We start from the raw sequence: 12,269 nt of genomic DNA on the forward strand, positions 1-12,269 counted from the left end.
TCATGTGGTGAGTCGGAAGCCCCCAAGCGAAAGGGAACGCATGGGCCCGCCCGACGACCCCCGGAAGCGGTTCGAAGAGATCTACATGGCCTACTACCCGGCGCTGATGGCCTACGTACGGCGGCGCGTGGACGCGCCCGACGACGCCGCCGACGCCCTGGCGGAGACCTTCCTCACGGCCTGGCGCCGGATCGACCAGATGCCCCCCGGGCAGGAGGCCCGCCTGTGGCTGTACGGCGTCGCCCGCAAGGTGCTCGCGGGCGGCCGCCGGAACGCCAGACGCCAGGAAGGTCTCGCCGTACGGCTCCGCGCCGAGCTGGCGACCTGGACCGCGCCGCCCCCCGATCCGGAGCTCGACGCCGTACGGCAGGCGTTCGGGCGGTTGAAGGACGACGACAGGGAGCTGCTGTCGCTCGTGGGCTGGGAGGGCCTGAGCGCCTCCCAGGCCGCGACGGTGCTCGGGTGCTCCCCGGGAACCGCCCGGATCCGCCTGCACCGCGCCAGGAAGCGCCTCGCGAGGGAACTCGGCGCCGGCGGCCTCGACCTGTCCCGATACGGATCACGCGCCGCGGCGCTGGGAGGAGGACGATCGTGAAGGCTGACATCGACGGGCTGGTGGCGCGGATCGCCCCCGACCCCGGGCCGGGGATGACCCCCGGAGGGCGTGAGCTGCTCGACGAGATCACGGCGGTCCGGCCGGAGCCCGTCGCCGGGACGTCCCCCTGGCGGCGACTGCGGGTGGCCCTGCCGGTCACGGCGGTGCTCGCGGCCGTCGTCCTGGCCGTGACCTGGGCGCTCCCCGGCGACTCCCGCTCCCTCGGCCTCGGCGCCGGCCCGGCCGCGGCCCTGGACGTCACGACGAAGGGCGGCTACTACCTGGTCACGGTCGAGGACATGTACGCCGACCCGGCGCGGTACCAGGCCCAGCTCCGCCACCTCGGACTCGACATCACGCTCGAGCTCGTGCCGGCGACGCCGGCCATGTGGGGCACGGCCGTGGGTCCCGGCCCGATCGGCGGGGGAATCACGACCATCGAGGGAACCGGGGACTGCCTGCGGCGTGACCCGTGCACGATCGGGCTGAAGGTCCCCAGGGACTTCCGTGGACAGGCCACCATCAGGCTCGCGCGCAAGGCGCGTCCCGGGGAGAAGTACGTGCTCATCGCTCCCATCGACGCCCCCGGCGAGCCGCTGCACTGCACGGGGTACGCCGGGAGGACCGTCGACGAGGTGCGGGCACTGCTCCGGGTGCGTGGTGTGACGAACGTCCGATTCGCCACGGCGGAGGGCGCCCGGGAGCAGGTGCCGGGCTCGTGGATCGCGCACGACGGCGTCATGTCGGCGCCCGACGCGGCGCTCCTGCTGGTCGGCCCCACACAGGACCGTCCGGACGCCCCGGGCCCCGTCTCGTCGCCCGACCCCTGCCGGCCTTCCTGACCCCCGCCGCGCCGCGAGCACGGCCATCGCGGGAGGGGGCTGCGGCACGGGCACCGGGGCCTCGTGAACCGCTTCGGCCGACGCGCCTCGCGCACCGCCCGCGCCCCCTTCAGGGCGCGGGCCGTGGGCGCGCGGAGGCCGCCGTGGGAACGTGCCACCCGCGAGGAACCTTCGCCGCGGGGGCTTCGTCTACCGAGTAGACGGGGCGCGAGCCGTACGAGACCGGCCGGCAGCGGGGCGCCCCCCTCCTTCCCCCCAGGAGGGCGGACATGGAGTTCGTGCTTCTCCTCGCCGCGCTGGCCGCGGCCGCGCTCGTCGGATCGGCCGCGTCGGCGCTGCGCCGCGAGCACCGCAGGATCCGTTCGGTGACGGCCGTCGGCCGGGGCGATCTCGACCACTACGAGCTGGCGTACCTCGCGGGCGGCCCGCGCCGGACCGTCAACACGGCCATCGCCGCCCTGGCCGCCCGGGACTGGATCCGCGTCTCGCGCGGCGGGCGGGTCACCGCCGTCGCCGGGGCGTCCCCGGTCACGCCCCACCCCGTCGAGCAGGCCGTCCTCGACCTGGCCGCCGTCCCAGGAGGACGTACGGCCGGGGAGATCCGTCACGAGATCGGAGACGGGGTCGCGGTGGCCGGGCTGAAGAACCGCCTCATCGGGCAGGGTTTCCTGCTCCCCGACGGCTCCCTGCAGGGACCCCGGCGGCTCGTCGCGCGGCTGGGCGCCCTCGTGGCGCTCTGCTTCGCCGTCGAGGCCGCCCTGCTCGTGGTCCCGGCCACCGGCGTCGTCCCGTGGAGCCCGGTGTCCGTGGGGGCGGTGCTGGTCGCCGCCGTCGCCGGGGTGTACGGCCTGCGCACCCGGGCGCGCCACCTCAGGTCGCTGCGCAGCCCGCTGACCGGGCCCGGCGCGGACGTGCTCCAGCGGGCCCGGATCCGGCAGCCGCGGGCCGCCGTCGCCGCGACCGGCGGGGACGACGCCGCCTTCGCCGGCTTGACCGGAGCCGTGGCGCTGTACGGCCTCGGCGAGTATGGCGACCAGGGCGTGGCCGCCGAGATCGCCAGGGAGGAGATCCGGCGGCACGGCGAGCAGGTGGCGTGCGCCTCCGGCTCCTGCGGCGGCGGACCGCCGGCCGGAAACGGCTCGGGGGACTCCGCCTCGCATTCGGGAGACTGGGGCTGGGACTCCGGCGGGCACTCGGGAGGCCACTCCGGCGGGCACTCGGGTGGGCACTCCTGCGGCTCGGGCGGGCACTCCGGCGGCCACTCGTGCGGGTCGAGCGGCTGCGGGTCGAGCGGATGTGGTTCGAGCGGGTGCGGCGGCGGAGGTTGCGGAGGCGGCGGTGGGTGATCTCGGTGTGGGGATCGGATGGCGGCCGGAGATCGACCTCACGGTTGAGCGGCTCGACGGGATCGGCTTCGTCGAGGTGATCGCAGAGAACGTCGAGCCGGCGCGGCTGCCGGAGTCGCTGGCCGTGCTGCGCGGGCGCGGCGTCCCCGTGGTCCCGCACGGCGTGGGTCTCGGGGTCGGCGGCGCCGACCGGCCGGACCCTGACCGGCTCGGGCACCTCGCGGCCTGCGCCGGGGCGCTCGGGTCGACGATCGTGAGCGAGCACCTGGCGTTCGTGCGGGGCGGCGGCATGGAGGCGGGCCACCTGCTGCCCGTGCCCCGCACCCGCGACGCGCTGTCGGTGATCGTGGAGAACGTCCGGATCGCGCAGGAGTCGCTCCCGGTGCCGCTCGCGCTGGAGAACGTCGCGGCGCTGTTCGGCTGGCCGGACGACGAGCTGACCGAGGCCCAGTTCCTGGGGGAGCTGGTCGAGCGCACCGGCGTGAAGCTGCTGGTCGACGTGGCCAACCTGTACACCAACGAGGTCAACCTCGGCCTGGACGCGCGGGCCGCCCTCGACGCGCTCCCGGTCGACGAGGTGGCGTACGTGCACGTGGCGGGCGGCCACGGCCACGGCGGGATCTGGCACGACACCCACACGGCCTCGCCGCCGCGGGAGGTGCTCGACCTGCTGACCGAGCTGTGCGGGCGGACGTCGCCGCCGGGGGTGCTGCTCGAGTGGGACGACGCGTACCCGAGCGACGCGGTCCTCGCGGGCGAGCTGGGCCGGATCCGGGGAGCGATGTCGCGTGCCTGAGCGAACCGGAGACGACGCCCGCGCCTCGCTCGCGGCGGGCCAGGCGCAGCTGCTGGCCGCCCTCGTCGCCGGCGGCCCGGTGCCCGAGGGCTTCGACGCCGAGCGGGTGCGCGTGCAGGCGCGGAGCCTGGTGGCCAAGCGGAGCGGCTCGGTGGCCCGGGTCGCGCCCGCCCTGGCCAGGCGGCTCGGCGCCGAGTTCGGGCGCCTGTTCGCCGAGTACGCCGCCACCCGCCCCAAACCGGGGGAAGGCTCCCGCGCCGACGCCGCAGCGTTCGCCGACTGGCTGGCCGCGCGCGACGCGGGCGGCATCTAGAGGGCTTCCTGCAAGGCCCGGGGGGCGTTCCGCGAGGCCGGCCGGGCGCCCATTTCGGGCCGGCCGCAACCGGCGGCTCTCCGTGAGCCGGGGAAGGGGCGAATCCACCCGCGATCAACCGTGGCTTTTCCCTCCGGACGCCTCCGCGAGGGCCGGGCACGCCGTCAGGACCGCGATAATTGGCTGATCGAGCTCAACCGGTCGCGAGGAAGAGGACTGCATGGGCGTGCGCGATCTCGTGTACAAGCTGTACGAGCGCCGGCTCGAGCGGACGATGTCCTCCGACCAGATCCCCCGGCACGTCGGGGTCATCGTCGACGGCAACCGCCGTTGGGCGCGCGCGATGGGCCTGCGCGACGTGAGCCGCGGCCACCAGAAGGGCGCCGACAAGATCTCCGAGCTGCTCGTGTGGTGCCGCGAGGCCGGGGTCGAATACGTGACGCTGTGGCTGCTCTCCACCGACAACCTGGCCAGGGACAAGGCCGAGCTGGAGCCGTTGCTGCAGGTCATCGAGGGGCTCGTGCAGGACCTGGTCGACCAGGGCTGGCATGTGAAACCAATGGGATCGCTCGATCTCCTGCCCGATCACACGGCTCGTGTCCTCAAACACGCCAAAGAAACCACATCGCATCGTCCCGGCCTGATTGTGAACGTTGCGGTTGGGTATGGAGGAAGGCGTGAGATCGCTGATGCGGTGCGCTCCCTCCTCCAGGAGCACGCCAGCAAGGGCGCGAGCATCGAGGACCTCGTGGAGGTCCTCGACGTGGAGCACATCGCGGAGCATCTCTACACGCGCGGCCTGCCCGATCCGGACCTCGTCATCCGGACCTCGGGAGAGCAGCGGCTCTCCGGCTTCCTGCTCTGGCAGAGCGCCCACTCCGAGTTCTACTTCTGCGAGGCCTACTGGCCTGACTTCCGCAGGGTGGACTTCTTGCGGGCGCTCCGCTCGTACGCCGCGCGTCACCGCCGGTACGGCTCCTGACACGGTTCGCGAACAGCCCCTTTCGGTCATCGTTCACCTATTGGGCCTGAGGGATTCGTTACGTACCGTGGTAAGTGAGCGGCCATCGAGCCGATCGATGGCTCTTACCTCGGGAGAGGGCCCGCCCTTGCGTCACCGTCGTGCGAGGAGGGCCGGAACCCCGGCCCGCTTCGGCAGGTCACGGGCCCGGTCCGTTCACCACCAGTCAAGGCAGGGCGCCGTCCTCAGGCGCCCGGGGGAGAACGCGTGGCAGTGTCCTCGAGCAACCCGTCCGCATCCCGCACCTACGTTCTGGACACCTCGGTCCTGCTTGCCGACCCGGCGGCGATGAGCCGCTTCGACGAGCACGAGGTCGTCATCCCGATCGTGGTCGTCACCGAGTTGGAGGCCAAGCGCCACCACCCCGAGCTGGGGTACTTCGCGCGCGAGGCCCTGCGATTCCTCGACGACCTGCGGGTGCGGTACGGACGGCTGGACGACCCGATGCCGATCGGCGACGGGACCGTCCGGGTCGAGCTCAACCATAGTGATCCGTCGGTCCTCCCAGCGGGCTTCCGGCTGGGCGACAACGACACCCGCATCCTGACCGTCGCGCAGAACCTCGCCGCCGAGGGCCGTGACGTGGTGCTGGTGTCGAAGGACCTCCCGATGCGCGTCAAGGCCGCCGCGATCGGGCTGAGCGCGGAGGAGTACCGCGCCGGCATGGTCGTCGAGTCCGGCTGGACCGGCATGGCGGAGCTTCAGGTGACCACAGAGGACATGGAGGCGCTCTTCGAGGGCGGCACGGCCGAGCTGGACGAGGCCCGCGACCTGCCCTGCCACACGGGCCTGCGGCTGCTGTCGGCCCGCGGCTCCGCGCTGGGCCGCGTCATGCCGGACAAGTCCGTACGGCTGGTCCGCGGCGACCGCGAGGTCTTCGGCCTGCACGGCCGGTCGGCCGAGCAGCGGATCGCCCTCGACCTGCTGATGGACCCCGACGTCGGCATCGTCTCGATGGGCGGCCGCGCCGGCACCGGCAAGTCGGCCCTCGCGCTGTGCGCCGGCCTCGAGGCCGTCCTGGAGCGCCGCCAGCACCGCAAGATCATCGTCTTCCGGCCCCTGTACGCCGTGGGCGGCCAGGAGCTCGGCTACCTGCCGGGCACGGAGAACGACAAGATGGGCCCGTGGGCCCAGGCGGTCTACGACACGCTGGGCGCGGTGACCACTCCCGAGGTCATCGAGGAGGTCATCGACCGCGGCATGCTGGAGGTGCTCCCGCTGACGCACATCCGGGGCCGCTCGCTCCACGACGCGTTCGTGATCGTGGACGAGGCGCAGTCGCTGGAGCGCGGGGTGCTGCTCACCGTGCTGTCCCGGATCGGGGCCAACTCCCGGGTCGTCCTCACACACGACATCGCCCAGCGCGACAACCTGCGGGTGGGCCGCCATGACGGCGTGGTCGCCGTGGTGGAGAAGCTCAAGGGCCACCCGCTGTTCGCGCACATCACGCTGACCAGGTCCGAGCGGTCGCCGATCGCCGCCCTGGTGACCGAGATGCTGGAGGACATCACCATCTGATCCCTCACGGGGGCAGATGGCCGTCCTTGGGAGCCAGATCCCAGTACTCCCGGCAGGTGTGGATCTTCAGGGGTCCCGTCCTGTCGGGAGTCAACTGGGCGATCTCGACGGCCCACACCTCGGGGCGCAGCCGCGCCGTGCAGGTGACCTGGGCCATCGCCAGCCGGGAGACCCGCCAGCCGCTCACGAACAGCCGCATGCGTAGGCTGAGCGTGTTGTCGGGGTCGTTGCGGCTGCCCGCGTCGGGGGCGTACCTGACGAGCTGGATCTGCGCCGGGGTGAGCCCGGCCAGGGCCGTGGTGAGCCCGCTGCCGGGCCGGGCCCTCGCCTTGAACAGCGCCGACATGATGTCGTTGACGTGCGGCGAGCGGGCCGCCACCGTGATCGGCTCCAGCCGGCCGTCCCGCACGAGGTAGATCCGCACCAGCGCCGGCGTGCCGGTGATGACCGGCGCCGGGCCCATGTCCACCACTCCGGTCGGCTCGACCCCGCAGGCCGCGGCCACGACCACCAGCAGCGCCGCCACCGCCGCCCGCAGCCGCGTCCTCAGAAGGGCCGCCCGCCGAGCCCCCGCGACCTTCCGCCGTCCGGCGGCAGGGGCCGTCCGGCGAGCCCCCGCGTCCTTCGGCCGTCCGGCGGCGGGGGCCGTCCCCCGCGAGCCCCCCGCCACGGGCACCCGTCCTCCTCGCGGGCCCCCCGCGCCGCCGCCGGTCACGGGCGGGGGATCCAGAGGCGGAAGAGCGTGCCCGGGTCGCATCGCTCGACGGTGATGCCGCCGCCGTGCAGTTCGGCGTTGGCCTTGGCGATGGCCAGGCCGAGCCCGCTGCCGACGCTCCGCGCGCGGTCCGAGCCTGCCTTGAAGAAGCGGTCGAAGACGTGGGGGAGCGCGTGGTCGGGGATGCCGGTCCCGTGGTCGCGGACGATCACCTCCAGGCCCGTACGGTCCTGCCGGGCGCCCACCAGGACGGGCGGGGCGCCGTGGTTGAGGGCGTTGCCGACCAGGTTGGCCACGATGACGTCGAACCGCCGCGCGTCCAGGGAGAACGTGAGCCCGACGGGCACGGTGAGCTTGACCCGGTCGGCCCAGCCCCGCACCTCCAGGCAGTCGGCCAGGGTGTCTCCCACGTCCACCGTCTCGCGGCGCAGCACGGCGGCCCCGGCGTCGAACCGGCTGATCTCGATGAGGTGCTCGACCAGCACCCTGAGCCGGTCGATCTCGCGGACCACGATGCGCACGGCCTCGCCCGCGTCGTCCGGCAGGTCCTTCGCGTCCTCGGAGAGCATGTCGGTGACCGCCGTCATCGCGGTCAGCGGCGTGCGCAGCTCGTGGGAGACGTCCGCCACGAACCGGCGCGACATCGACTCCAGCGTGCGCAGCTCGGAGACCGTGTTCTCCAGCGCCGCCGCCGTCTCGTTGAAGGTCGCCGTGAGCGCGGCCAGCTCGTCGCGTCCCCGTACGGGCAGCCGGACGTGCAGGTCGCCGGTGCCGAGCGCGCGGGCGGCCGCGCCGAGGCGGCGCACGGGAAGCAGCACGCTGCGGGCCGACAGCAGGGCCACGGTCAGCGCGATCGTGAGCGTGATCCCCCCGGCCTGGGCGAGGGCGGTCAGCAGCCGCAGCAGCACGCCCTCCTCCTCGTGCAGCGGGAGGAACACGTACGCCGTGAGGCCGGTGGGCCGGGCGACGCCGTCCTGGTTGGCCCGCTGGATTTGGGTGGCCACGAGCAGCCAGGGCTCGTCCCGCAGCCGGAGCCGCTGGTAGACGAGCCGCCGGGCCGACTGCCACCGGAGCTGGTCGGGGACGTCCGACATCGTGAAGCGGGCGCCGGGACTGCTGCGCCGGTGGTCGCCGTACGTGACGATGATCACCCGCTCGGGGGCCTCCAGCGCGCTCACGAGGCTGCCCAGGTCCTCGTCGGTGACGGTCGAGTCGCTCGGCCACACGACGTCGCTGACCCCGACGGGCAGCGTGATCTTCGACAGCGTGTCGCGGACGTCGGCGACCTCGCTGCGCTCGGTGCGGTCGAGCAGCTCGCGGCGGACGAGCTGGTATCCCAGCCCGGCCACCATGGCCGAGGCGGTCACCGCCACCAGCGTGAAGGTGATCACCAGCCGGGCGCGGAGCCCGGTGGGCAGCCCCCTCATCATGGCGGGCTGAAGCGGTACCCGAAGCCGCGCACGGTGTGAATGTAGACGGGGTCGGCCGGCACCGGCTCGATCTTGGCCCGGATCCGCTGGACGCAGGCGTCCACGAGGCGGGAGTCTGCCACGTGGGTGTGGTCCCAGACGGCCCGCAGGAGGTAGCGCCGGTTGAGCACCTGGCCGGGGTGGCGGACCAGCTCCAGCAGCAGCCGCAGCTCGGTCGGGGTCAGGTGGATCTCCCGGCCGGCCAGGCTCACCTTCAGCGCGCCGCGGTCGATGACCAGGTCGCCGAAGGTCACCCGGTCGGCCGAGGCAGACTCCAGGCGGCGCAGGACGGCCCGGATGCGGGCGTCGAGGACGCGCGGCTCGACCGGCTTGACCACGTAGTCGTCCGCGCCGGCCTCCAGCCCCACGACCACGTCGAGGTCGTCGCCGCGGGCGGTCAGCAGGATGATCGGCAGTGAGTCGAGCTTGCGGATGCGGCGGCAGACCTCCACGCCGTCGATGCCGGGGAGCATGACGTCGAGGATCACGATCTCCGGGCGGCGCGCCCGGATGTGGTCGAGGGCCTCCTCGCCCGTGCCGTAGGCGGTCACCGAGTGCCCCTGCCGGGTGAGCGCGAGCTCGAGCCCGGTGCGGACCGAGGGGTCGTCTTCGACCAGGAGGATGCCTGCCACCCGGTCATTATGGGTCGTACATGTCCATTTCCCCTATTGGTCACAAGACCGTGACACCACGAACACGCCATTCGGACGAACGTGGAGCACGATGGATGGACCCCCTATGGCCGCCTCTCATAGGTCAGGTGTGAGCAAAGTCACAATGTCGGATAAGTCCAAGTGACCGGCCGGTTGGTCAAGAAATCCCCAACCGTCTCCCTCGTTTGGGTTGCGCACCACCCCCCAACTCAGGGCAAGCTCATAGGCCGTGAGCCCTGGTCAGCAGCTGAAGGATCGTACGTCCTCGTCCCGTTCGCGTAACCGTCGCGGTAACGACCGGCGGTCGTCGAGCCCGGGCTGGCTGACCCCCAAGCGCGTCGCCGTCATCGGACTGACCGTGGCCGTCCTCGCCGGAGGCACCGCCTACGTGGTGCGGACCGCGATCGACAACGCCAACGCGCCGCGGACGCCGATCGAGCTGCCGAGCCTGCTGGCGCTCGACCCCAACGCGCCGAACCCCGACGAGGACGCGCTGAAGGAGCACGCCGTGCAGGCGCTCCGGGAGGCCAGGCTCAAGGCCGTGCGCGACCACCGCAAGGTCCTCGACCCGGTGAAGATCGCGCCCAAGGCGCCCGGAGGCGCCGGGTTCAGCCCGGCCGCCTTCCCGCCCGGCTCCACCCCCGACCCGGGCAGCAACAAGGCGGTCGGCAAGGAGATGGCCGAGTCCCGCGGGTGGGGCGGCGAGTGGGGCTGCCTGGAGAAGCTCTGGGACCGGGAAAGCCACTGGAACGAGCGGGCCATGAACCGCTACAGCGGCGCCTACGGCATCCCGCAGGCCCTTCCCGGCAGCAAGATGGCCAGCGCCGGCTCCGACTGGCAGACCAACCCGGCGACGCAGATCAAGTGGGGTCTCGGCTACATCGCCGGGCGGTACAAGACGCCGTGCGGCGCCTGGGCGCACTCGCAGGCCACCGGCTGGTACTGATCGGGCGGGCGGCCGGGTCGAAAGTCTGGTCAGCTTTGTTCGACCTTTCGGCAAGTGCGGCCGGTCGCCGGGGGTCCTCAATGCACCCTTGGCCGCATGGGTGTGAAGGTCAGCGTGGTTATGCCCGTGTCCAACCCCGGGCTCACCAACGAGGCGTTCGGCGCGTGCGTGCGCTCGGTGCTGGAGCAGTCGCTGCCGCAGGAGGAGTACGAGGTCGTCTTCGCCGACGACGGCTCCACTGACGGGACCCGCAGGAGGCTGGACGCCATCGCCGGGCACCGGCGGAACGTCCGCGTCCTGCATCTGGACCACACCGGGTCGGCGGCCCGCGGCCGCAACGTCGGCGTGTCGGTCGCCCGGGGCGAGTACGTCTACCTGCTCAACCAGTACGACAGGCTGGAGCCGTGGGCCCTGGAGCGGATGTACGCGATGGCCGTGGACGCCGACGCGGACGTGCTGGTCGGGCGGCTGGCCGACGGGGGCCCGCCCCAGGCGGCCTTCGCGGAGAACCGCGACCGCGCCGACATCGTGCGCGACCACCTCCTCGGCGTGGCGACGCCCCACCAGCTGTACAGCCGGGAGTTCCTGGAGGCACACCAGCTCAGGTTCGCCGACCGGCCGCTGTCGGAGGCGGCCTTCGTGACCAAGGCGTACCTCGCCGCGAAGGTCGTCGCCGTGCTCGGGGACGAGATCTGCTGCCACCTCGGACCGGCCGAGGAGGAGTGGCCCGACGGGGAGGCGCTGTTCGACGGCCTCAGCGCCGTCTTCGACGTGGTGGAGGCCTACACCGAGCCCGGCGGCCAGCGCGACCGCGTGCTGGCCCACTGGTACCGCGTCCTCGGCCTGCGCCGCCTCGGGGGCGCGCGGTTCCTCGCGGCCTCGCCCGAGGACCGGGCCGTGCTGTTCTCGTTCCTGCGGAGGCTGACGCTCGACCGCTTCCCCGAGGACCTGGACGTCCACCTGCCGGTGCACCTGCGGGCCCGGGCGGCGCTGCTGCGCCAGGACCGCCCCGAGACGCTCGTGGGGCTCGCCCAGGCCTCGCACGGCACGCGCGTGAGCGCGGAGCTGCGGGACGTGCGCTGGGACCAGGGGGTGCTCGCCCTCGACCTCGGCGTGGAGGTCCTGGCGGGCGACGGGAGCCCCCTGTGGCTCACGGCCGAGGGCGACCGCCTGCTGTGGAACCCGCCCGCCCCGATGTCCCTGCCGCGTGAGTCGGCCGACGTGACGGACGCCGTGGCGAGGTCCAGGATCGACGTGTACGTCCGCGAGACGGAGACGGGCGTCATGTACGCGCTGCCGGTGACCACGACCGTGGACCGGGCCGTGGTGGGCGGGCAGGTGCGCGTCTGGGCGACCGGGCGGGCCCGCCTCGACGCGTCCACGGCGGCGCTGGGCCGCCCGCTGCCCTCCGGCCTGTGGGAAATCCATGTGCGGATGCGGGGCGTCCATCCCGGACGCACCCGTCTCGCGCGGCCCGGCGTGCCGACGAACTGCGCGGGCGCGCTGTCGGACGCCCCCCGCCGCCTCGTCGTGCCCTGCTGGTCGGAGCGCGGCGAGTTCGGGGTGTGCGTCGAGCCGAGGTCGTTCTCGGAGTCGGTGGCGCTGGTCTCGTCGCAGGCCACCGTGGCCCACCAGGAAGGGCACGTCTTCGTGGTCGTGCCCGTGCCGTACGTGCCGCCGAGCGGCGGGCCGGCGGCCGAGCTGGTGCTGCGCGAGGAGGAGGGCCGCGGCCGGACCATGGTGGTGCCGGCGCTGATCGAGCCGGGCGTCCCCGGCCGGGTGGCGGGCCAGCTCGTCGCCCGCGTGCCGGTCAGCAGGATCGGCGGGGAGGAGTGCCTCGGCCCGGGCTCCTGGCGGCCGGGCCTGCGGGTCGACCAGAAGGACGTGGACCTGCTGTTCGGCCTCGTCGTGGGCCGGGGCGGGCAGGCCAGGGTCATGCCGGCCGGCGCCCGGCCCGCGCCGTCCAGGCTCAGGAGGCTCGCCGTCCGCGTGCTCGGCGACCGCCGATCCGCGCGGGCCGCCCGGGTCGTGCGCGCCCGCCGCCGGGTCTGAGAG

The 12,269-nt window shown here is 73.5% G+C and carries 12 protein-coding genes; 9 read left to right on the forward strand and 3 right to left on the reverse strand.

Annotation, left to right across the window (positions count from 1 at the left end):
- Positions 1-40 precede the first annotated feature (40 nt).
- The 7 genes from Mco01_RS17225 (at position 41) to phoH2 (ending at position 6,431) form a co-directional block, all read left to right on the forward strand.
- Complete coding sequence (locus tag Mco01_RS17225) at positions 41-595, forward strand: RNA polymerase sigma factor (protein ID WP_204057897.1); 555 nt, start codon at positions 41-43, stop codon at positions 593-595.
- Positions 592-1,437: a hypothetical protein gene (locus Mco01_RS17230; RefSeq protein ID WP_204057898.1), complete on the forward strand. Its 846-nt coding sequence runs from the start codon at positions 592-594 to the stop codon at positions 1,435-1,437. The genes Mco01_RS17225 and Mco01_RS17230 overlap by 4 nt, the downstream gene beginning before the upstream one ends.
- Before the next feature lie 269 nt (positions 1,438-1,706).
- A complete protein-coding gene (locus tag Mco01_RS39130) occupies positions 1,707-2,783 on the forward strand; it encodes a TIGR04222 domain-containing membrane protein (RefSeq protein WP_239103682.1) in 1,077 nt (358 codons plus the stop codon).
- The gene (locus Mco01_RS17235; protein WP_239103683.1) at positions 2,776-3,579 is read left to right on the forward strand and encodes an MbnB/TglH/ChrH family RiPP precursor modification enzyme; all 804 of its coding nucleotides are present in this window, start codon (positions 2,776-2,778) and stop codon (positions 3,577-3,579) included. Before Mco01_RS39130 ends, Mco01_RS17235 begins: the two co-directional genes overlap by 8 nt.
- Complete coding sequence (locus Mco01_RS17240) at positions 3,572-3,892, forward strand: SCO6045 C-terminal-like domain-containing protein (protein ID WP_204057900.1); 321 nt, start codon at positions 3,572-3,574, stop codon at positions 3,890-3,892. The genes Mco01_RS17235 and Mco01_RS17240 overlap by 8 nt, the downstream gene beginning before the upstream one ends.
- A gap of 220 nt (positions 3,893-4,112) precedes the next feature.
- Positions 4,113-4,874, forward strand: a complete 762-nt coding sequence (locus Mco01_RS17245; protein ID WP_036332378.1) for an isoprenyl transferase — start codon at positions 4,113-4,115, stop codon at positions 4,872-4,874.
- 246 nt (positions 4,875-5,120) lie between these two features.
- Complete coding sequence (gene phoH2 / locus Mco01_RS17250; RefSeq protein ID WP_275410515.1) at positions 5,121-6,431, forward strand: RNA 5'-3' helicase PhoH2; 1,311 nt, start codon at positions 5,121-5,123, stop codon at positions 6,429-6,431.
- A gap of 4 nt (positions 6,432-6,435) precedes the next feature.
- On the opposite strand, the gene Mco01_RS17255 is transcribed toward phoH2, so the two are convergent.
- Genes Mco01_RS17255 through Mco01_RS17265 form a run of 3 tightly spaced genes read right to left on the reverse strand, consistent with a single transcriptional unit; the run spans position 6,436 to position 9,247 of the window.
- The gene (locus Mco01_RS17255) at positions 6,436-7,107 is read right to left on the reverse strand and encodes a hypothetical protein (protein WP_204057901.1); all 672 of its coding nucleotides are present in this window, start codon (positions 7,105-7,107) and stop codon (positions 6,436-6,438) included.
- 35 nt (positions 7,108-7,142) lie between these two features.
- Positions 7,143-8,573, reverse strand: coding sequence for an ATP-binding protein (locus tag Mco01_RS17260; protein ID WP_204057902.1), 1,431 nt, complete (start codon positions 8,571-8,573; stop codon positions 7,143-7,145).
- Complete coding sequence (locus Mco01_RS17265; protein ID WP_036332370.1) at positions 8,573-9,247, reverse strand: response regulator; 675 nt, start codon at positions 9,245-9,247, stop codon at positions 8,573-8,575. The genes Mco01_RS17260 and Mco01_RS17265 overlap by 1 nt, the downstream gene beginning before the upstream one ends.
- Positions 9,248-9,626: 379 nt before the next feature.
- Here Mco01_RS17265 and Mco01_RS17270 point away from each other — a divergent pair, with 379 nt between their 5' ends.
- On the forward strand, positions 9,627-10,214 hold the full coding sequence (locus Mco01_RS17270) for an aggregation-promoting factor C-terminal-like domain-containing protein (RefSeq protein ID WP_204057903.1): 588 nt from the start codon (positions 9,627-9,629) through the stop codon (positions 10,212-10,214).
- A gap of 96 nt (positions 10,215-10,310) precedes the next feature.
- On the forward strand, positions 10,311-12,266 hold the full coding sequence (locus tag Mco01_RS17275) for a glycosyltransferase family 2 protein (protein WP_204057904.1): 1,956 nt from the start codon (positions 10,311-10,313) through the stop codon (positions 12,264-12,266).
- Positions 12,267-12,269: the final 3 nt, after the last annotated feature.

This window comes from Microbispora corallina, from assembly GCF_016863035.1.
Taxonomy (GTDB): domain Bacteria; phylum Actinomycetota; class Actinomycetes; order Streptosporangiales; family Streptosporangiaceae; genus Microbispora; species Microbispora corallina.